Origin of the sequence: Aquimarina sp. 2-A2 (genome assembly GCF_045505135.1) — a bacterium.
GTDB classification, from domain to species: Bacteria; Bacteroidota; Bacteroidia; order Flavobacteriales; family Flavobacteriaceae; genus Aquimarina; species Aquimarina intermedia.
Window position 1 is genome coordinate 192062 of record NZ_JBJKFI010000003.1, and the last position, 21526, is coordinate 213587.

Here is a 21526-nt window from a genome sequence, read left to right on the forward strand (position 1 = left end):
GGTTTATTTCAAAAATAAGATTAAAATGTAGTATCTAATTTAATATAATCCAAAAATTCGCGACGTACAGATTCCTCTTTAAAACGTCCGCCAAATTCTGAGGTTACGGTGCTACTCTCAATATCTCTAATACCTCTTGAATTGACACATAAGTGTTTTGCATCGATCACACATGCCACATCCTTTGTGTTTAAAACAACTTGCAAATCCTGAACGATTTGCATAGTGAGGCGTTCTTGTACCTGTGGACGCTTGGCGTAGTAATCTACAATACGATTCATTTTAGAAAGTCCGACCACCGTACCATTAGAAATATAGGCTACGTGGGCACGACCTACGATGGGCAATAAATGATGTTCACAAGTAGAATATACGGTAATATTTTTTTCTACTAACATCTCACCATACTTATAATTGTTGGCAAAAGTTGAGGCATCGGGTTTGCGTCCTGGATGTAGTCCAGAAAAAATTTCGTTAACAAACATTTTGGCTACACGCTGCGGAGTACCTTTAAGACTATCGTCAGTAAGATCGAGACCCAAGGTTTCCATAATATGCTTTACATCTTCTTTAATCGATGCGATTTTTTCTTGATCCGTTAGTGCAAAAGCGTCTGCTCTAAGCGGCGTAGTTGCGCTGGTCGCTACATGATTGTCACCTAATGCTTCGATTGCTTCAAGGGCCTTGTCAATTTTCACGAGTTTACTTTTTTATGGTTTTTTCTTTAATCCAAATGAGAGCCAAAGACATTATATCATCCTTATGATTTGGTGATTTTCTCTAGGGGCTAACATTTTTTATTCAACAGAAAACAGATCTTATGCTGTAATCGGCTGCAAAGATACGATTTTGTAGTTTCTCAAACGTTGCGTTAGTAAACTATTATAGAATATGCTTTATTTTCGTAAATCTTAAAGAAGTTATGTATATTTAACTCCCAAATTTTACTAAATATAAGAACATAAGCGTATTAAACGTTCTCTAAGTTATGGTACAATCAATCCACAAAATCCTTTATTCACACCTGTTTTTATTGATGCTTCCGTGTGCGCTTTTTGCACAGACAAATGATCAAGAGTGCCGCAATGTACTTCCCTTTTGTTCGGATATTTCGCAAGAACTTACATTTGCAAACACAATTAATCAAGAAAGTTTAGGTGAAATAGGGTGTCTTAACACCACTCCTAATCCTGCCTGGTATTTTATGCGAATTGATCGCAGTGGTGAACTAACGTTTGATATTGTGCAATGGGTGGATACTGATGAAGATGGATTTTTTGATAGAGGAGAGCGACAATTGGATGTTGATTTTATAGCGTGGGGTCCATTTGAAACTTCTTATGTAGATTGTGATATATTATCCAAAGAATGTGACAACAATAATAACGGTGATGGTCGTCCCTCAGAGTGTGAAAATAACGCAGATGATCCCTTATATTATATCGAAAATCAAGATAATAGTAATATTGTAGATTGCAGCTATTCTCGTAACTCTATCGAAACCTTAACTATACCTAATGCAGTTGTCGGCGAGTATTATATTGTTTTGATTACAAATTTTGCAGATGAATCCGGAGTTATCCAGTTACAGCAAACCAATCTGGACGAGCCGGAAGCAGGAACTACAGATTGTAATATTCTGGAGCCTGGTTTGGGAGATGATATTGCAATTTGTGAAGAACGCGCTGTAGTTTTGCAAGGACGTTTTGATAATGCGGTATCGTACCAATGGTTTACATTTTCACAAGCAACTAATAGTTTTGTGACTATTTCCGGAGAAACTACACCGGTATACACCGCGCCCGGCTCGGGAACTTACCGCATGGAAGGGTATGACAGTACGGGAGCAACGGTAGGTACAGATGATATTGAGGTAGTAAATGTTTCAGCTGCGGTTAGCAGTGTTGGTTACACCATTGCCGAAGAATCCTTTGCGGGAACCTACACCATAACTGCTATTCCCGAAGTTGTCGCAGGTGATATTGAGGATATCGAGTATAAAATAGATAATGGTATTTATCAGACATCGCCGGTTTTTGAAAATGTTTTTCCCGGGGAACATCAAATAACTGCACGTCACAGTGCCGGTTGTAGTGATGTGCTTTCTGAAGTAATCATTATCATGGGGTACCCTAAATATTTCACACCCAATGGAGACGGTTTTCACGATACCTGGAGTCTCATAAATATAGAAGATCAGCCTCTAGCTAAAATTTATATTTTTGATCGATACGGTAAATTATTGAAGCAATTAAGACCAGGAGGACCTGGATGGGACGGAACGTACAATGGTAGTCCAATGCCTTCATCAGATTATTGGTTTCGGGTAGAGTTTAATGAGCCTAGAGATCCAAACCAACGACGTCGAGTTGTAGCAGGCAATTTTTCTCTGATACGTTAAAAAGCTGTCTTAAAAGTAATATAATTAAAAAATCCATCTGGTTAAAAACAGATGGATTTTTTAGTCATAAATTCCTCAGTTTTCCATAGTTGGAATACCAGAGGTTATTTTTATAAATTGAAACTAACTGTAAAAATAAATTGTTCTTCTTTAGAGGTGATAAGTGTTTGGTTGGTGAATTCAGATCCCGGGTAAAATTGCTGGGAACGATCTTGTGATGTATGGTCATAAGCCGCATCAAACCTAACTTTTCTAAAAGTGTATCCTAAACCTAAAGAATAGCCTTGTTTTTCGCTTAGCACACGATCATCTTTATACGGACTTTCTTCACACCGTAAGCCTCCGCGAAAGCTCCAGTTTCCATTTCGCCATTCACCTCCTACACGTAATGTCGAAGCACCCTGTAAAGAGTTTTCAATGTCTTGATTTATCTGCGTATAAGACACTCCTTCATCAGAATCAAATTCGGTAGTGCTGTAATCTTTATACGAATAATCAAGACTTAATAGGCCACGTGTTCCAAACAGCCAGGCAATGCTACCGGTTGCTTTAGCTGGGGTTCTTAATTGATATTCGGGAAATATATTTACCACATTTGGACGTACCAGAGCGCGACCATCAGCATCACTAAAAGTTTCAATTTCCTGTAGCGTCTCATCAGAGATATAATACCAGATAGGCGATTCAAATGAAAGTCCTACTCTAAGCTGATCAGAAAGTTTTGCAATACCTCCAATTTGAGCTGAAAAACCGGAACCGGTCGTAGATAAACGATTATTAAATCGTACTTCGTTAATATTACTACCATCATTGTTGTTAAACTCAGTAAACTGTGTAACACGATCATAGTTCAGAAAGTGGGAATTTAGGTTTATACCCAGATAAAAATTGGTATGCAGCTGTAAACCGGCATTTAATGTGAATTTTCCGTTTAAGCCAGTACTTTCATTAATATAGGTCTGATCAAATCCATCAGGACCACCTGCTATATTTGAAACATAACGTGTTGAATTCGGATCGTCAGGATCGACCGCATCGATAACAAATGATTCATAACCTAAAAAAGCTTGTTGCGCGCCATAGCCTTGATTTTCGCCTAAAAAGCTATAAACCCCTTCAATAGATTCTCTGGGTTGAACAGTTAATGTGCCTACTTCAATTCCTTGCGCTTGTGACAAAAAATAAGAGTCTATTGAATTTCGAGAATTTCCGGAAACATAAAATTCATCAACATTCGAAGCGGTTTGATCGTAAGCAACTCCCAACGAAATGCGATTAATCGGAAATTCTGCATCGAGATTATTATATACAAAAACAGCACCTAATTGATTGAAGTTTAAATCCCGCTCTTTGGTGGTGTTGAATGTATTGAAATAAGAAGTTTCATTTTCAATCCGCTGCGAGGATAAAGTAACCGATGCAGATGAATTTAAAAAGACAGCGGAGCCGGCCGGATTTGTTTGTAATGCCGAAAGATCAGCACCTAACGCTCCGAATGCACCGCTCATAGCTCTGTATCTTGCGGTTCCTTTAATGCTCTGATCAGAAAAACGAACGGCATCAGAAATGTCTTGTGCATGGAAACATGTGGTCACAAGCGTACATATGAAAAAAAGTGATTTATTTATCATAGCTTATTTTTGTAAAAATTAAGAATTAACCTCTTCCTCTACCACCTCTTGATGAAGATCTACTGCCGCCTGACCTTGAGCCAGAGCTACGAGAGGATCCTGAACTGCTGCGAACAGAAGAGCTGTTTCTTCTCGAAGAACTCGGGGAGTAGGAACGATTATTTGAGCGACTTCTAGAAGAAGATCTTGCAGCGGGTGACGCTGATCTTGTAGATCTGGATCTTACCGAGGGTGCGCTTGATCGGTTATTATTGTATCGTGTATTAGAACTTCTTGAATAGGAATTAGAACGAGCATTTCGACTACGGTCTGCAGACACATTATTGCGTCTTATATAATTTGAGCGCGATCGGCTGTATTGAGAATTTCTTGCTCTATTGTAGCTCGAGCGATTGTAAGAGGTGTTACTTCGGCTACGATACAATGTTCTTGAATTATTATGGTAGGCGTAATAACGATTCCTGTAATATGGATTGTATCCGCGATTATAAAAACGATTTCCGTAGAAAGGTCCATAAAATCCTCTACCATACCAATATGGAGAGCCCCATCCTAAAGACCAGCCCCATCCGTAATCAAACCAGAACGGATCTTGATATCCGTACCATCCAAAACCAAATCCCGGACCATACCATCCACGATTGAAGAACGGGCGATTCCATCCATTGTTATAGATGTTTACACTGATATTGTCAGGGTTAGAACCCCAAGAAGGTTGTCCTACTTCATAATTTAAAGCTAGATCTGTTGAGTCTGTCGCTTCATAATCGCTATCAGAATAACTATCGATATCAGTAAAAATAGCATCCTCTTGAGTGATATTGTCGTATGCTGAAGATTTTTCTGCGAAGTAATTCGAGTAATAATTGTTATCAACCTGAGTTTCTTCTCTTTCTACAGATTCTTGTTGTGATCTATCAGTGTCACTATAGACGCCATCATTATAAGAAGCATACTCATAAGAACCACACGATGTCAACAAAAGAAGCGTAGCCAACAAAAAGATTCCCGGTATGGTGTGTTTAGTTAATATATTTTTAAGTTGCATATCTACTTATTTAATTGTTGAACGTTACAAATTTAGTTAGTTTTGCATTAACAAATTTTTATTTAACAAAGCCACAACATTTGTGCCAAATAGTAATATATGGGGAAAAACCTAACTAAACGAAGCGAAGATTATTCAAAATGGTATAATGAGTTAGTCGTAAAAGCAGATTTAGCAGAAAACTCTGCAGTACGAGGGTGTATGGTAATAAAGCCATATGGATATGCTATTTGGGAGAAAATGCAGGCCGAATTAGATCGAAAATTTAAAGAAACCGGGCATCAAAATGCATACTTTCCTTTATTTGTTCCCAAAAGTCTTTTTGAGGCTGAAGAAAAAAATGCAGAGGGATTTGCTAAAGAATGTGCGGTAGTGACCCATTATCGCCTTAAAACAGATCCTGAGGATGCCGGAAAATTAATTGTTGATCCCAATGCAAAGCTGGAAGAGGAACTTATAGTACGTCCTACTTCTGAAGCTATCATTTGGAATACTTACAAGGGGTGGATACAGTCTTATAGAGATTTGCCTCTGTTAATTAATCAATGGGCAAATGTGGTGCGTTGGGAGATGCGTACACGTCTTTTTTTACGTACTGCAGAGTTTTTGTGGCAAGAAGGGCATACTGCTCATGCAACGCGACAGGAGGCTATTGATGAGACTGCACAAATGAATAATATATACGCTGATTTTGCTGAGAATTTTATGGCAATACCTGTCATACGTGGTAGAAAAACGGAGAGTGAACGTTTTGCAGGCGCAGTGGACACGTATTGTATTGAAGCTTTGATGCAAGATGGAAAAGCGCTACAGGCGGGTACATCACATTTTCTGGGACAGAATTTTGCAAAAGCTTTTGACGTAAAGTTTACAACCAAAGAAGGAAAGCAGGAGCATGTTTGGGCAACTTCATGGGGAGTTTCAACGCGATTGATGGGTGCTTTAATCATGACTCATAGTGATGATAATGGTTTGGTATTACCGCCAAATTTAGCTCCGATTCAAGTAGTAATTGTACCGATTTATAAGGGCGAGGAGCAGCTGTCGCAAATTAGTGAAGTGGCTAACGATATGGTAAAGGCGCTCCGTGCAAAAGGAGTGAGTGTAAAGTATGATGATCGCGATACATATCGACCGGGAGCTAAGTTCGCTCAATACGAGTTACAAGGCGTACCCGTTAGAATTGCTATTGGTCCCAAAGACCTTGAAAAAGGAACAGTCGAACTTGCGCGTAGAGATACGTTGAGTAAAGAGTTTGTAAATCAAAATGAGATTGAACAGAAAGTACCTTCAGTTTTAGAAGACATTCAGCGTAATTTGCATCAGAGAGCTACAACGTACCGGGATGAGCATATAACGGAGGTTAATTCTTACGAAGAGTTTAAAGAGGTCTTAGAGGCTAAAGGAGGCTTCTTGTCTGCACACTGGGATGGAAGTATAGAAACCGAGCAGAAAATAAAAGAGGAGACTAAGGCAACAATTCGATGTATTCCTTTTGATGCGGTACAAGAAAGTGGAATTTGTTTTTATAGCGGAAAGCCTTCTAATCAGAGGGTTTTGTTTGCGAAGGCATATTAATTTTAAAAAAAAATCAATAACATTTGTACGATTCAAAAATAGTTGTATTTTTGCATCCGCAATTAAGCAAATGTTTTGGCCCGTTCGTCTATCGGCTAGGACGCCAGGTTTTCATCCTGGTAAGAGGGGTTCGATTCCCCTACGGGCTACAAATTTTAGATTAAAAAATTTAACGAAAAGAGAGATGGCAAATCACAAGTCAGCATTAAAGAGAATTAGAAACAGTGAGACAAAACGTCTTAGAAATAAGTATCAGCATAAAACTACTCGTAATGCTATCAAAAAATTACGTGAGTCTGATAAGAAGGAAGCAGAGACTTTATTGCCTTCTGTAGTTTCTATGATCGATAAGTTAGCTAAGCGTAATGTTATTCATTCGAATAAAGCTGCTAACTTAAAGTCAAAATTGACAAAACATGTTGCTGCTTTATAAGTAGTACTTTAGAATCTTAGTATATATCAAAAGCTCTTCATTTTAATGAAGAGCTTTTTGTGTTTTTTGTCCAAGTGGATGATGTTCGGTTTAATCTTCTGCTTGTTTGTTCTTCAATTCGATCCATCGTGACATAAATTTGGTACTTCTTAAGCTGTGATACGATAACATGCTTCCAATAAAGTTTAAGGTGCGATTTTCTTTCAGGTCTAGCAAGGCGTTATCAATTGCGGTTATCAAGCCGTCTTCAAACTTAGTCCTATTGAACCGATCTTTTATAATTTCAAATCCGGCTTTTTGTGCATTTTGCCAAAGGTGTTCTTCGGTATACAGTATGCAAGCTTTCTTTGCAAAATCCTGTGGGTCGTCTGTAATAAATCCGTTCCATGGATGTTTACCGTACATGGCTTCTGCACCTATTGTTGTGGTAACACTGGGAGTGCCACAGCGCATAGCATCCAGTAATTTGCCTTTGATGCCTGCGCCAAATTGAAGCGGTGCCAGACAGACCCTAGCTTCGCTCATTACCTTATGTGCATCGTTTGTCCAGCCCTTAATGTAGAAACGTTCTTTTGGATTGGTGAGTTGCGTAGCTTTTGGCGGCGGATAGGCTCCATAAACGTGTAATTCGGCGTCAGGGAGTTCTTTTGATATAAGGGGCCATATTTTCTTTTTCAAGTTTAAAACACTTTCCCAATTGGGGGAATGCCTGAAGTTTCCAATAGTGATGAAATTTTTCCTTTTATCGTAACTTGAAATCTCTTTATTTTGATTGATTGTATCGGGGGTATATAGCAAAGGAAGATATAGAAGTAGTGTGTCTTTGATTGAAAAGACGTTTTTTAATAGGGACATTTCGTACTCAGATATAATTATCGAAAGGTCGCAGCGATAGATACTCGCAAGTTCTCTTTTTGTAATATCCTCTGACAGTAAGCTTGAAACAGTGAACTCACGTCCTTTTTTAAAACAGTATTCTCTTGTCTTTCTAAGGCAATGAAGATCTTCGGTATTAAGTATCCGAAGAGTATCAGGAAGCGTGTCGGCTACCCGCCAGCCAAACTGTTCTTCAATCATAAAACGATCAAAAATGACAATATCGGGATGTAGTTCGGCTAAGAATGAATCAAAATTTGAATCATTAATTCCTATTTGGTATTGCTTAATATTGAACTTATTTAAGTCTGCCATGTGATCTGTTGTACCTGATGTACTAGCAAACGTAATACTGCATCGCGATGCCAATAGGATCTCAATGAGTTGCATCATACGGGATCCTGCTGCCGACGAATTGGGTTCGGGCCAGACAGATCCAACGATAAGAATATTCTTCTCTAGAAATTTCATAGATTTAAAAATACCGTAAATAAAAAAAACCTCAGCTGCCTGAGGTTTTAAAATATTTGGAATGATTTATTCCTATAATTTTGCAAACATAGCTTGCATTTTCTCTCTTTCTTCTTGAGCAAGCTCCTCGTCAACTAAAATACGTCCACTGTGCTCATCTGTGATAATTTTCTTTCTAGAAGCAATTTCCATCTGCACTTGAGGCGGAATTGTAAAGAAAGACCCTCCGGATGCCCCACGTTCGATAGGTACAACCGCTAATCCATTCTTCACATTGTTTCTAATTCTTTTATAAGCTTTCACTAAACGTTCTTCGATGTCGTTTTCAAAATTAGCAGATTTTGCTAATAACGCTTGTTCTTCTTTTTCAGTTTCTGCAAGTATCGCATCCAATTCACCTTTTTTGTGTGCAAGGTGAGCATTACGCTCTTTTAACCGATCTTTTGTCTGATCGATTATTTCATTCTTTTGAATGATCTGAGCTTTAAATTCTTTGATATGTTTCTCTGAAAGTTCAATCTCTAACTCTTGGAACTCAACTTCTTTACTTAATGAGTTAAATTCACGGTTGTTACGAACATTTTTTTGTTGTTCACCGTATTTTTTAATAAGCACTTTGGCTTCTTCAATTAAGTTCTTTTTACTCTTGATGCTTTCATCAATAGTTTCAAGATCTTCATTTAGTTTTTCTAATCGTTTGTTTAATCCGGCTACTTCATCTTCAAGGTCTTCTACTTCTAGTGGTAACTCTCCACGTACGTTACGAATCTCATCAACTCTAGAGTCTATTAATTGCAGATCAAATAGTGCTCTTAATTTTTGCTCAACAGTAACTTCTTTCTTTGCCATATTATATGTATTGAATTGGATTGGTGTTTATATCCGATAAAATGATGGCAAAATTACTGATTTTTTTTCTAAGATAACTAACAATTAGATTTTTTGTGAACTGTTCGCTTTCGTAATGCCCAATATCTGCAATAATTAATTGTTCTTCAGCTTCATAGAACTGATGGTATTTCATGTCTGCCGTAATAAATATATCAGCTTTTGCCCGAATAGCAGCTTTTATCGCATAACTACCACTTCCGCCCAATACAGCTACCTTTTGAATAGGTTTATTTAATAATTTTGAATGACGAACACATCCTGCATTAAAAGTCTGCTTTATGTGGTGTAAAAAATCACTCTCTAACATAGGCTCTTTTAAGGTTCCTAGCATACCCATGCCGATATGTTGATTCGTGTTTTCAAGTGTAAGGATTTCGTATGCCACTTCTTCATACGAGTGCGTTGTGAAAAGCGCGCTGAGAATTGTGCTTTCAAGGTGTGTGGGATAGGTGACCTGTAGCTGAATTTCTTTGTCGCTATGTGTAGCGCCTATAGAACCAACTGTAGGGTTTGCAGTTTCGAGAGGTTTAAAACTTCCGATTCCGGAGGTAGTAAAGCTACAATGTTCGTAGTTGCCAATAGTTCCTGCACCTGCTTTGAACAACGCTTGCTTAATTTGATCAACCTCATTTTCTGGTGCATACGTTGTTAATTTTTTGATCGTAGCTTTTTGCGGAATTAATACCTGTCTGTTAATAAGATCAAGTTGCTCACAGATCATATCGTTAACACCGTTTCTTGCATTATCTAAGGCGGTGTGAATGGCAAAAATGGCAATATCATATTTGATTGCTTTTTGAATCACTCGCTCTACATAGGTCTGACCATTGAATTTTTTTAGCCCTTTGAATACTATTGGATGAAAACTTACGATAAGATTACAGTTTTTATCAATTGCTTCATCTACTACGGATTCTAAGGTGTCCAATGTCACCAGAATTCCTGTTACTTTTGTTTCAGCTGATCCTACGAGCAATCCAACATTATCAAAATCTTCTGCGTAGTGTAATGGGGATAAGGAGTCAAGATGTTCAATGACCTGCTTTATTTTCATCTGTGTATATTTAATGTATGCTGTTTTGTATAAATAATCTAAGCATTATTTTGATTAGAAAACTTGATTTTAAAAGTAAAAATCTTTCATCACTTATCAAAGGTCGCTTATTTTTTTAGTGTTGTTGGTAAAATGTGATACTTTCGTAAAGATTACGATAGTAAGAATCTATATTTTTGAAGCCTTAGTGCTGTTACATGATGAAAACTTTACGAAAATTACTTTATCCTTTTGTTCCTGCTTATTACTTTATTACCTGGTTACGTAATAAGCTATATGATGCGGGAATCAAAAAATCAAAATCTTATAATTTTCCTGTAATTGGAATAGGGAATTTGAGCGTTGGTGGTACGGGCAAATCACCAATGATCGAATATCTTATAAGATTGCTTAAAGAGCGATGTACTGTTGCAACCTTAAGTAGAGGATATAAAAGAAACACAACCGGTTTTCAGTTGGTCCGCACATCTCATAATGCAGAGGAAATTGGAGATGAGCCTTTGCAGTTTAAACTCAAATTTAGGGATGTACTAGTGGCAGTGGATGCGAATCGACAGCAGGGAATTGAATTACTGAGAAGGCAAGTGCATCCACCCGAAGTAATCCTGCTTGATGATGCATATCAACATCGTAAAGTAAAGGCAGGATTCTATATTTTGTTAACGACTTTTTATCAACTGTATGTAGATGATATAGTCTTGCCAACTGGTAATTTGAGGGAGTCTCGTAGTGGTGCTGATCGAGCAAATGTTATTGTAGTTACAAAATGTCCGCCTGATATATCAATTCAGGAGCAAGAGCAAATTACTCAGCGGCTTCAAGTTAAATCACATCAAAGGGTGTTTTTTACAACTATTGCGTATGGTTCACAGTTAATGAGCGCACAAGCAGCAATAGATTTAGAGAATTTGAAGAACAGTAGCTTTACCTTGATTACGGGTATAGCGAATCCTAAGCCTTTGGTTGATTATTATATGAGTTTAGGTCTCAAATTTCAACATATATCATTTCCGGATCATTATAATTTTACGTCTACCGATATTGACGATTTTAAAGAAAGAGGATTGATCATAACCACCGAAAAGGACTATGTACGTTTAAAAGACCGGCTAAGTCCGGAAACGTTATTTTATCAGCCTATAGAGGTATCGTTTATAGACAAAAAAGAAGATTTTGATAAGGTAATAGGAGAGTATCTTATTAATCAAGTATAGGTTATAAGAGTTTTGAGAATGACAGCTATTATTAAAGCAGCTCTATTGCTTTTAGCTTTTACACTTGTGGGTACCTTAGGAGGTGATTTGTTTTTTGGAGAATGCCTTGTGTAATTTTAAAAAAAATTCTTCTGTTTTGTAGGGTTTCGGGATTATATCATCAAATCCATTTTTGTAAAACTCATCAAGATTATCATCCAACGTTACGGCGGTAAGCGCAATTATTGGAATTTCGGTATTAAAAAGTCGAATTTGCTTAGTTGCTTCAATACCGCTAATCCCCGGCATATGGATATCCATTAAAATAAGGTCAAAATTACCGTTTTTGGTTTTTTGTATGGCAATATCTCCATTATCTGCAACCTCACAGATAATTTGATTTTTTTCTAAAATTTTCCGTGTAATTAATTGATTTATTTTGTTGTCTTCGACTACTAAAACTCGTTTGTTAATTAAAATATCGTAATCAAGTTTTTTGGCCTCATTTTTAATATCGGTAGTTTCATCCTCATATACGTCAAACTTAAGGTCAAACATGAATTTTGAACCTTGGCCCAACTGACTTACAAGTGTAATTTCGCTATCCATTAAGGCTAATAGATTTTTGACTATAGACAGTCCCAAACCGGTGCCTCCGAATTTTCTGTTTATTTGAACAGAGCCCTGAGTAAAATTCTCAAAAATCGACTGTTGTTTCTTCTCAGAAATTCCAACCCCATTATCTTCAACTTCAAAATTTAAATATACTTTGCAATCGATCCTGTTTATAAGTTTGACACGAATCCAAATATCTCCACTTTGTGTAAATTTTATCGAGTTTCCGATCAAATTAATTAAGATCTGAGAAATTTTAAGAGGATCTCCTTTTAACTTTGCCGGAATCGCATTGTCAAATTCATAATGCAATGTATTATTTCTGTCACTGGCAGATTTACCCAATGCAATTAAAACATCATTGATTCTTTTTTGAAGATTAAACGACGTGCTTTCTAATTCAACTTTATTTGCTTCAAGTTTGTTTAAATCAAGAATGTTATTGATTAAGGAGAGCAGGTATTCGCCAGAAAACTTTAACGAATTCAGATGCTCTTTTTGATTAGGTGTAGGACTTTCTTCTAAAAGTAGATGAGTTAATCCGGTTACTGCGTATAAAGGAGTTCTTAGTTCGTGGGTGATGGTCGATAAAAATTGTACTCTTGCTTCACTGGCACGTTCCGCATTCTCTTTGGCTAAGATTAATTCAGTGTTTTTATTTTGTAGAAGCTCATTAGCTCTAGCTCTCAAATTGTTGTTTTTATACAGCGAAAGGGTGAGTAGGGATAAAATTGTAATTAGTGCAATACTTAAGATAGTAGTTAGTCGCCCAAGCTTTAACGACTTCTGTTGCTGTATATTTTCCTCGGTTAACTCTTCAATTAGAACATTATTATCGTTCAGATCTAATTTGGCTCCGGCTTCCTGTGCTATTATTTCCTTATTGATATTAAAAAGAGAGTCTTTGAACTTTTGATGTGCTTTTAGGTTAACTAAAGAGGTTGCAAAGTCTTTTTTTCTTTCATAAATTTCGCTATAGAGCTCAAAACATTCTGAACGTATCTCAGAATATCCCCTTTCTTCTCCGATTTGCATCGCAAGATCATTAGTTTTCTTGGCCTCATCAATTAAGTTGAGCGCAAGTTGAGCACGCGCCTTGTTTGTATAAAGTTTAGCCTTATAGTAATGTTGTTGCAGGGAATTGATAATAGGTAAACCAGAATTAAAATGATTGATCGCAAGCTTTGGGTTATTATTTGATAACGCCAAAAGTCCTAGATTGAGTCGAACCGGGCCTTCCAGATTTTTAATACCGTTCTTTTTGATCAATTCAGCAGCATAATCCAGTTGCTTTTTTGATTGGCTGTACTTTTCAAGCTTGGTCAAAATGGAGCCGTAAATATTATAAGAGTAGGCGAGTGCTATTTCATTATTTTCCTCTTGTTGAATTTTAATAGCATCGTTTATTTGCTCTTCAGCCTTTTTTAGATCACCTAGTTCAAAATATAATTCAGCTAAAACTCTACTGGTTTTAGCACGATACATCCTGTTTTGGGTATTTAATGCTAGTTCACGAGCTAAGGTTATATTTGCTAAAGCACTTTGTAATTGTGCTTGGCTTATAGAGAACGATGCCTCTTGTAGATAATTTTCTATAGAGTCATTAATGGCGTCGTTGAAAACTGTATTATCCATAGTTTGTGACTGAGTCGAAGACCAGATAATACAAGTAATGCTGACGAGAAATGTTTTAAGTAGGGCTGGCATTTTTATAAAATATCATGACTAATATAGTTATTTCTTAGAAATGTGAGTAATTAAATCAATTATTCTACTGCTATACCCTATTTCGTTGTCGTACCAACCAATGATTTTTACCATTTTTCCAATGACTGAAGTCATTAACGAATCAAAAATACAAGAATGTGGATTACCAATAATGTCGATAGAGACAATGGGGTCTTTTGTATATTCAAGAATGTTTTTTAGCGTAGTTTTAGCGGCATTAGCAAAAGCAGCATTTATTTCTTCTATAGAGGTTTCTCGAGCTACATTAAAGGTGATATCAGTTAAAGAACCATCCGGGACAGGAACTCTTATGCCGCAACCTCCAATAACATCACTTAAATTTGGAAAAATTTTGGTTAATGCCTTAGCGGCTCCTGTTGTTGTTGGAACGATTGATTGTCCTGCTGCTCTCGCTCGGCGCAAATCACGATGCGGCTGGTCATGGAGACTTTGATCGGTAGTATAGCTATGAACAGTAGTTATATACGCCTGTTCAATACCGCAAAGTTCATCAATCACTTTAATCATCGGTGCTGCATTATTAGTTGTGCATGAGGCGTTAGATATTATAAGCTCTGAGCCATCAAGAATATGTTCGTTAACACCTAAAACAACAGTTTTTGTAACATCATCTGACGGAGGTGATGATAGAATCACTTTTTTAGCTCCTGCATAGACATGTTTGACTGCCTGCTCATAGGTTTTAAATTTTCCGGTGGCCTCTACTACAAAATCAATGTCATACCCTTTCCAATTCCAATCTTCCGGACTTGCTATATGTGATAATGGAGTAGCTTTATTACCAACCACAATGGAGTTCTGCTCGTAAGAAACTGGATGTGGCAGCACTCCGTGGATACTGTCATATTTTAAAAGATGGGCAAGGGTTACACCATCGGCAAGATCATTGATCGCAACAACTTCGATGGCAGGATTATCGTATAATAATCTAAAAAGATTACGGCCAATTCTACCAAAACCGTTGATTGCAATTCGTATAGGTTTATTCATAGTTCAATTTGTAAGGACGGACAATGCTATGTTAAATGCTTTTGAGCTTTGTATGAGGAACGTACCAAAGCACCACTTTCTACATGTCTGAAACCTAAATCTAAGCCTATCTCTTCGTATTTCTTAAACTGATCCGGTGTTATAAATTGCTTAACGGGTAAATGTTTTTTACTTGGTTGCAGATATTGACCTATGGTAACAATATCCAGACCAACTGATCGCAAATCATGCAATGTTTGAATTACCTCGTCTTCTTTTTCTCCTAATCCAAGCATGATTCCGCTTTTTGTTCTCCCAATGCCCTGATCCTTTAAATACCTAAGTACTTCCAGGCTTTGCTCATACTTTGCTTGTATACGAACCTCTCGTGTCAAGCGCTTTACTGTTTCCATATTATGTGAAACGACCTCAGGATTAGCAGCTATTATTCGATCAATATTTTTGGTTTTACCTTGAAAATCAGGGATCAGGGTTTCCAGCGTTGTGGATGGATTCATCCGTCTTATGGCCTCTATCGTCTCTGCCCAGATAATGGAGCCTCCATCCTGTAAATCATCACGATCTACAGATGTAATAACGGCATGTTTAATATTCATTATTTTAATCGAACGTGCAACCTTTTCCGGTTCTGCCCAATCTACCGTATCAGGTCTCCCTGTTTTTACTCCGCAGAAACCGCACGAACGTGTGCAGGTGTTTCCGAGAATCATAAAAGTGGCAGTACCTTCACTCCAGCATTCTCCCATATTTGGACAACTACCTGAGGTGCAAATCGTATGAAGTTTATATTTATCTACGATGCTTCGTAGTTCTGTATATTTTTTTCCTGTAGGAAGCTTAACACGTAACCATTTAGGTTTTCCCTTCGGTGGGGCAACTGTTGCAGCATTAGAATTCATTCGCACATATTTTATACAAAAATACAAAGATTGAATTGAATACTATCAACTTCTACAGAAAGTTGTAAAAAGTGATGTTGTATCAAGAACATATTCATTTAGTTAAATAATGGGCAAAAAAATAGCGTTAAAATTAAGTTAAAGCAAAATTTTTGGAGTAAAACAAAGTTATCTATAGAACCAAATCATCAGTACTGCATGTCACGAAAATTATATAATACACGGGTAACAAAAACCAATGATAGAAAACGGGTGGAGCGTTGGTTGCTCAAAAATCAAAATTATATCAACATCACAGCTATAGAAAAGGAAATTTCTGCACCCAAAGGACTTATCCAAAAATTCATAAAGTATGATAAAATAATTCATGATAAATGGATAGCTCCTCTACATGAAATTTTGAAATCAATAACTTCTTTTGGTTTGAGATAACGTCTTGCGACTTATTTTTTTTGATCTGTAATAATTTCAGAAAGTAATTTTTTAGCACGCATTAACTTAACTTTTACATTGTTAATAGATTCACCGAGCGTTAGTGCAATTTCTTTATAGCTCAATTCTTGAAAGTAGCGTAGATTGATAACTTCTTGATAGTGCGGTTTTAATTGCTTTATGAATCGTAAAAGTTGTGCCAAATTTTGCTCCGTTATTAGCTTGTCTTCCGGTGAGGGATTGTCATCGGCAATCTTGTATACTGTATCATCTGCTTCAGTCGTAGTTTGCGATCTGATAGATGCATTTTTCTTTCGCAACAAATCAACATGAATGTTTTTTGATATTTGAATTAACCACGTCTGAAAATTATACTGTTCATCGAAGGTTTCAATTCTGTCGAAAGCTTTAGAAAAAGTCTGAATGGTAATCTCTTCAGCTTCATATTCATCTTTTACCCGTTTTAACTGAAAAAAGTATACTGGATTCCAAAACGTGTTAAGAAGGTAGTTAAAAGAAATCTGTTTTCCGTCCTTAGCGCTTTGTATATGGTGTAAAAGAAGTTGAGAGTCTTGACTCAATTATATAAATTTAAATCTGGATGAATTAAGCTTTGTTAGAAGCTTCTGATTCACTACAAGAGGCATACTGATCAGGAGTTTTACCGCACATTGAGCAGTTCTCACCTTCTTTATTCAAAAATGGACTTTGACTAGCGCATGTACCTACGAATTTCCCATCTTTTTTTGCCCACAGTTTTATGGCAATGCCAGAAACAGCTAGTAACAATAAGCCAATAGTGAGTAGTAGAAGTTTCATAAATGATGTTTTAAAATGAACTGCAAATATACGAAGAATATAAAAGGTGCAATAGCAGAATTATAATTTAAACGAATGCTAATAGGTATCTTAACGAAGTTTTAAGGAGATGAAGTAGTTGTGTTTGTAAAATATTGATTATCTTTAGTTTAATCACTTAATTGTGATTTTTTTATTTGAGTTAGTCCATAAAATACCTTCACACGGTTTACCGTGTAGTGAAGGTATTTTATATAATATTGACTTCTGTTTCCAATTCTATGCCGAAGTTATCTTTTATCTCTTTTTTTATTCTTTTTGAAAGATCAAGGATTTCCAATCCTGTTGCATTCCCATAATTAACTAATACTAGCGCTTGCTTTTCATGAACGCCTGCATCACCCCAACGTTTTCCTTTAAAACCGGATTTTTCAATAAGCCATCCTGCAGGAATTTTTATTTGATCTTCGGTGACCTGATAGGAGGGTATTTCGGGATATTTAATTTTTAGCTTTGTAAAGGTTTCTTGAGTTACCACCGGGTTCTTAAAGAAACTTCCGCTGTTTCCAATTTTCTGTGGATCAGGTAATTTGCTTTTTCTTATTGCAATAACGGCCTCTGCGACATCCTTAGGAGTAGGCGCTGTAATGGTGTGTTTTGCAAGTAATTCTTGAATTGCACCATAAGAGGTGTTTAACTTATGATCATTAGTTGTCAGTCTGAAGGTGACTTCAGTTATAATATGTGTATCTTTTAGTGTAGTTTTAAAAATGGAACTTCGATATCCAAATGCACATTCAGAATTCCTAAATTCTTTAATTAAACCGGTTTTTATTTCGATAGCTTTACATGAGACAAATGTGTCTTTTAACTCGGTACCATAGGCTCCTATATTTTGTATAGGCGCGCTACCAACATACCCCGGAATGAGCGATAAATTTTCTAGGCCGCCGTAATTATTACGTATACAAAACTGTACAAACTCATGCCAATTTTCACCAGCCTTTGCAGTAACTAAGATTGTATTAGCTGATTCCAATTCGGTTGCTATCCCTTCAATAGCAATATGTAGTACCAGAGCATCTATGTTTTTAGTTAATAGCATATTACTACCGCCACTCAAGACAAATAGTGGGGCATCTTTATGAGTAATTAAAGTACTGATTAGTTCTTCTTCACTATCTATACGTTGATATGCTTGTGCTTGTACGTCAATTCCGAAGGTGTTGAAGGGCTTGAGGGATTTATTATGTATGATACTCACAGCTATTTAATAAAATTTTATTTTTTAGTATTGTAGGCTTGCAATCCGAGTCGCAAGATATGAATTGATTGTAAAAGATCTCGACGATTTAACACGTATGCGATACGAACTTGTTTTTTTCCTAATTTCTCATTAGCGTAAAAGCCAGCGGCCGGAGCCAACATCACGGTTTGATTATTAACCGAAAAATGCTCAAGTAACCACCGGGTGAAATCTTCAGTGTTATCAACAGGAAGTTCTGCAATACAATAAAATGCTCCTTTTGGTTTTGATACGATCACCCCATCAATTTGCTCAAGTCCCTGAATGAGAGTGTCCCTTCTCTTTTTATATTTTGCAACCGTTTCTTTAGTATCAGCGATAGAAGTATCAAAAGCTGCTTCTGCTGCTATTTGAGCTAAGGTAGGAGGACTCAATCTTGCTTGGGCAAATTTGGAGGCAGTGGCAAGCAAAGTTTTATTTCTACTAATCAACCATCCTATCCTTGCCCCACACATACTATATCTCTTGGATACAGAATCAATTACTATGGTATGCTCATTCATATCATTAAGTTCAAGAACTGAATAATGCCGGCTGTCGTCATAAACAAAATCGCGGTATACTTCGTCAGCTATTAAGAATAAATCGTACTTTTTAGCAAGTTCAGCTAATTGGTTTATTTCTTCTCTGGAGTACAAATGGCCGGTAGGATTACCTGGGTTACAGATGAGAATTGCTTTTGTTTTAGAAGTAATACATCGTTCAAATTCTTTAATATCAGGAAGTGAAAAATCGTCATTGATCGTTGAGGTGATGGTTCTTATATTAATGTTTGATTGTATAGCAAAACTTTTGTAATTGGCATAAAAAGGTTCTGGGATTATTATTTCGTCGTTTATATCGCCAATACATCCCATAGCAAATAAAAGGGCTTCACTGCCACCGGTGGTAATTATTATATCATCTGAAACCACATCGACATCTAAAGTTTTATAATAGGAGGCTATCTTATCTCTAAAACTTTTAAAGCCACTTGATTCACTATAAGAAAGAACTTCTAGGGAATGATTGCGAATAGCGTCTAGAGCAAGTTGCGGGGTTTTTATATCTGGTTGGCCAATGTTGAGGTAAAAAATTTGCTTCCCGTCGTCTACGGCTCGTTCTGCATAGGGCGCAAGTTTGCGTATAGGAGATTCGGGCATTTGGATACCCTTTTTAGAGATTGAAGGCATGGTTGTAATTTTTGGTCGGGTAAATTTCATGTTTATTTATCAAAAGAAGCTTAAAAAGATATTTTTTTTCGATCATTTTGTTAAATTGTACGTTAAATGATAGGATTTTTAGATTTACGTAGAGGATGTTTGATTTTTTTGATTCTCTTTGGGATAAGCATAGTCACTTCACAACAAAATGGGGGAGAGAATACTTTTAAGCTTCGTCCAGGGGTTGTAAGCGATAAGTTAAATTTTAAGTTAGCAAATAACTTAATAGTAATCCCCGTAAGTGTTAATGGGGAAGAGCTTTCATTTATTCTTGATACGGGTGTAAGTTCTACGATTATTTTCAGTCTGGGAGATGACAAAAAATTACAACTTAGTAATGCTACAAAAATTTATCTTAGAGGTTTAGGAGATGGAGAACCGGTCGAAGCTATCAAATCAACCGGTAATATTTTAGAAATAGGGGATGCGATTAGTGCCAATCACACTGTTTATTTGATATTCGATGAAACTATTGATTTCTCTCCGCGAATGGGATTTCCTATTCATGGTATTATAGGGTATGATTTTTTTAAAAATTTTATTGTAGACCTCAAATACTCCAAAAAAGTGATCAAAATTTCAAACCCTAAAGCATACGTAGCCAAAAAATGCAGAAAGTGTTATCAGACTTCTTTGGATTTCAACAATGGTGTGCGACCATATATCAAGGCACAGTATGGTGTAGATAAAAGAATTGATCTTAACTTATTGGTAGACTCGGGTTCTGGGTCTGCGTTGTGGCTGTTTGAAAATAAAACGCTGGGTATAAAAGTACCAGAGGATTCTTACAGAGAATTTTTAGGAAAAGGATTTAATGGCGATATCCATGGTGCTCGCTCTAAGATTGAGGCGTTACATATTGGAAAATTCACCATGAAACGTGTTACAGCCTCTTTTCCGGATAGTGTGTATATACAGGGAATTTCAACGCTTCAACGGCAAGGGTCGCTAGGTGGTGGTGTATTAAAAAGATTTGATTTGATAGTGGATTACCCAAATCAAAGAATTTCATTCAGAAAAAATAGGTTTTTTAAGCAACCTTTCTATTATAACATGAGCGGCATCACAGTGGAGCATGCTGGTGAGCGGTTAACCAAAGTGTATACCAGAGAAGATAAGATAAAACCAGAACGTATCCGATCAGGACAAAAAGCAAACAATGCTATTGTGATTGATTATACCTTTGGCTACCGTTACAGTATGGAGCCTAATTTTGAAATAGTAAATGTGAGACCCGGATCTCCTGCTGCTCATGCCGGTTTGAAACGAGGCGATAGAATACTTAGTATTAATGGTAAAAATGCATATGAATACCAGTTAGAGGAAATCAATAACTTATTTTTCAATAAAGAAGGAAAACGTATCAGAATAGTTATAGATAGAGCAGGAGTTCGGTTGAATTACTCCTTTTTCCTGAAAAAGGTGATTGAATAAAAAAAGGCCCTTCGATGAAGAGCCTTAGTACTATGTTTTTAAATATTTTAAGATTCGTCTAGAACCGTTCCCTTTATTTTAATAGCTTTTGTGCCCTCTTCTGCATTAGAGTACACTGTTATTGTTTTACGAATGGGTCCTACTCGTTTAGTGTCATACTTTACTTCGATTATTCCTGTGGCACCCGGAGCAATTGGCCCTTCAGGTTTTTTAGGAATCGTACATCCGCAACTTGAATATACTCTAGAGATAACTAAAGGAGCATTACCAGTATTTGTAAACTCAAATTTACGAATACCATCACTTCCTTTCATTATTTCTCCATAATCAACAACGTCTGTTTTAAATTCTATTTGAGCTTTGGTATCCTGAGCATTAAGGGTTGTACTCAGTACGCCAACAAATAAAATTAGCATCATTCTTTTCATAATGTAGGTTTTTATTAAACGTAAAAGTACTTACTTTTTACGCAACTTCAAAATAGCAAAAGACTTTCAAGTTGTCGTTTATAATAATTACTTTTGC

General features: G+C 36.6%; 20 protein-coding genes and 1 tRNA gene. 7 read left to right on the plus strand and 14 right to left on the minus strand.

The window, feature by feature from the left end:
- Positions 1 to 20 precede the first annotated feature (20 nt).
- Positions 21 to 698: a GTP cyclohydrolase I FolE gene (gene folE / locus ACJRPK_RS09170; RefSeq protein ID WP_407139624.1), complete on the minus strand. Its 678-nt coding sequence runs from the start codon at positions 696 to 698 to the stop codon at positions 21 to 23.
- Positions 699 to 988: 290 nt separating this feature from the next.
- Here folE and ACJRPK_RS09175 point away from each other — a divergent pair, with 290 nt between their 5' ends.
- Positions 989 to 2401: a T9SS type B sorting domain-containing protein gene (locus ACJRPK_RS09175; RefSeq protein WP_407139625.1), complete on the plus strand. Its 1413-nt coding sequence runs from the start codon at positions 989 to 991 to the stop codon at positions 2399 to 2401.
- 110 nt (positions 2402 to 2511) lie between these two features.
- Here ACJRPK_RS09175 and ACJRPK_RS09180 read toward each other — a convergent pair whose 3' ends face one another.
- Together ACJRPK_RS09180 and ACJRPK_RS09185 are read right to left on the minus strand one after the other, a co-directional pair.
- Positions 2512 to 4032 carry an OmpP1/FadL family transporter gene (locus tag ACJRPK_RS09180; RefSeq protein WP_407139626.1) on the minus strand — a complete coding sequence of 507 codons (1521 nt, stop codon included), beginning with the start codon at positions 4030 to 4032 and terminating at the stop codon, positions 2512 to 2514.
- Between the two features lie 25 nt (positions 4033 to 4057).
- On the minus strand, positions 4058 to 5080 hold the full coding sequence (locus tag ACJRPK_RS09185) for a hypothetical protein (RefSeq protein WP_407139627.1): 1023 nt from the start codon (positions 5078 to 5080) through the stop codon (positions 4058 to 4060).
- A 99-nt stretch (positions 5081 to 5179) separates the two neighbouring features.
- On the opposite strand from ACJRPK_RS09185, the gene proS reads away from it, so the two are divergent.
- From proS to rpsT, 3 genes are all read left to right on the plus strand, one after another.
- Positions 5180 to 6658 carry a proline--tRNA ligase gene (gene proS / locus ACJRPK_RS09190; RefSeq protein ID WP_407139628.1) on the plus strand — a complete coding sequence of 493 codons (1479 nt, stop codon included), beginning with the start codon at positions 5180 to 5182 and terminating at the stop codon, positions 6656 to 6658.
- 77 nt (positions 6659 to 6735) lie between these two features.
- Positions 6736 to 6807 (plus strand) — tRNA-Glu (locus ACJRPK_RS09195).
- Positions 6808 to 6842: 35 nt separating this feature from the next.
- The gene (rpsT, locus tag ACJRPK_RS09200; RefSeq protein ID WP_148782694.1) at positions 6843 to 7091 is read left to right on the plus strand and encodes a 30S ribosomal protein S20; all 249 of its coding nucleotides are present in this window, start codon (positions 6843 to 6845) and stop codon (positions 7089 to 7091) included.
- 90 nt (positions 7092 to 7181) lie between these two features.
- Here rpsT and ACJRPK_RS09205 read toward each other — a convergent pair whose 3' ends face one another.
- The 3 genes from ACJRPK_RS09205 to ACJRPK_RS09215 form a co-directional block, all read right to left on the minus strand.
- Positions 7182 to 8438 carry a glycosyltransferase gene (locus tag ACJRPK_RS09205; protein ID WP_407139629.1) on the minus strand — a complete coding sequence of 419 codons (1257 nt, stop codon included), beginning with the start codon at positions 8436 to 8438 and terminating at the stop codon, positions 7182 to 7184.
- Between the two features lie 72 nt (positions 8439 to 8510).
- Positions 8511 to 9287 carry a zinc ribbon domain-containing protein gene (locus tag ACJRPK_RS09210; protein WP_148782696.1) on the minus strand — a complete coding sequence of 259 codons (777 nt, stop codon included), beginning with the start codon at positions 9285 to 9287 and terminating at the stop codon, positions 8511 to 8513.
- Position 9288: 1 nt separating this feature from the next.
- Positions 9289 to 10383, minus strand: coding sequence for a Nif3-like dinuclear metal center hexameric protein (locus ACJRPK_RS09215; RefSeq protein WP_407139630.1), 1095 nt, complete (start codon positions 10381 to 10383; stop codon positions 9289 to 9291).
- Between the two features lie 197 nt (positions 10384 to 10580).
- Between ACJRPK_RS09215 and lpxK the strand changes: the two genes are divergently transcribed.
- Entirely contained in the window at positions 10581 to 11597 is a 1017-nt protein-coding gene (gene lpxK / locus ACJRPK_RS09220) for a tetraacyldisaccharide 4'-kinase (RefSeq protein ID WP_407139631.1), read from the plus strand.
- Positions 11598 to 11672: 75 nt separating this feature from the next.
- On the opposite strand, the gene ACJRPK_RS09225 is transcribed toward lpxK, so the two are convergent.
- From ACJRPK_RS09225 to lipA, 3 genes are all read right to left on the minus strand, one after another.
- Positions 11673 to 13826, minus strand: coding sequence for an ATP-binding protein (locus ACJRPK_RS09225; RefSeq protein WP_407139632.1), 2154 nt, complete (start codon positions 13824 to 13826; stop codon positions 11673 to 11675).
- Between the two features lie 99 nt (positions 13827 to 13925).
- Positions 13926 to 14930 carry a type I glyceraldehyde-3-phosphate dehydrogenase gene (gap, locus tag ACJRPK_RS09230; RefSeq protein WP_407139633.1) on the minus strand — a complete coding sequence of 335 codons (1005 nt, stop codon included), beginning with the start codon at positions 14928 to 14930 and terminating at the stop codon, positions 13926 to 13928.
- A 26-nt stretch (positions 14931 to 14956) separates the two neighbouring features.
- Positions 14957 to 15829, minus strand: a complete 873-nt coding sequence (gene lipA, locus ACJRPK_RS09235; RefSeq protein ID WP_407139634.1) for a lipoyl synthase — start codon at positions 15827 to 15829, stop codon at positions 14957 to 14959.
- A gap of 198 nt (positions 15830 to 16027) precedes the next feature.
- Here lipA and ACJRPK_RS09240 point away from each other — a divergent pair, with 198 nt between their 5' ends.
- A complete protein-coding gene (locus tag ACJRPK_RS09240) occupies positions 16028 to 16261 on the plus strand; it encodes a hypothetical protein (RefSeq protein WP_148782700.1) in 234 nt (77 codons plus the stop codon).
- Positions 16262 to 16272: 11 nt separating this feature from the next.
- On the opposite strand, the gene ACJRPK_RS09245 is transcribed toward ACJRPK_RS09240, so the two are convergent.
- The 4 genes from ACJRPK_RS09245 to ACJRPK_RS09260 form a co-directional block, all read right to left on the minus strand.
- On the minus strand, positions 16273 to 16842 hold the full coding sequence (locus tag ACJRPK_RS09245) for an RNA polymerase sigma factor (protein ID WP_148782701.1): 570 nt from the start codon (positions 16840 to 16842) through the stop codon (positions 16273 to 16275).
- Positions 16843 to 16867: 25 nt separating this feature from the next.
- The gene (locus ACJRPK_RS09250) at positions 16868 to 17080 is read right to left on the minus strand and encodes a membrane or secreted protein (protein WP_407139635.1); all 213 of its coding nucleotides are present in this window, start codon (positions 17078 to 17080) and stop codon (positions 16868 to 16870) included.
- Between the two features lie 229 nt (positions 17081 to 17309).
- Complete coding sequence (gene murB / locus ACJRPK_RS09255; RefSeq protein WP_407139636.1) at positions 17310 to 18323, minus strand: UDP-N-acetylmuramate dehydrogenase; 1014 nt, start codon at positions 18321 to 18323, stop codon at positions 17310 to 17312.
- Between the two features lie 17 nt (positions 18324 to 18340).
- Positions 18341 to 19537 carry a pyridoxal phosphate-dependent aminotransferase gene (locus tag ACJRPK_RS09260; RefSeq protein ID WP_407139879.1) on the minus strand — a complete coding sequence of 399 codons (1197 nt, stop codon included), beginning with the start codon at positions 19535 to 19537 and terminating at the stop codon, positions 18341 to 18343.
- A gap of 96 nt (positions 19538 to 19633) precedes the next feature.
- Between ACJRPK_RS09260 and ACJRPK_RS09265 the strand changes: the two genes are divergently transcribed.
- The gene (locus ACJRPK_RS09265; protein WP_407139637.1) at positions 19634 to 21001 is read left to right on the plus strand and encodes an aspartyl protease family protein; all 1368 of its coding nucleotides are present in this window, start codon (positions 19634 to 19636) and stop codon (positions 20999 to 21001) included.
- A gap of 47 nt (positions 21002 to 21048) precedes the next feature.
- Here the strand turns inward: ACJRPK_RS09265 and ACJRPK_RS09270 are convergent, their stop codons facing one another.
- Positions 21049 to 21429, minus strand: a complete 381-nt coding sequence (locus ACJRPK_RS09270; protein WP_148782706.1) for a DUF1573 domain-containing protein — start codon at positions 21427 to 21429, stop codon at positions 21049 to 21051.
- Positions 21430 to 21526 lie beyond the last annotated feature (97 nt).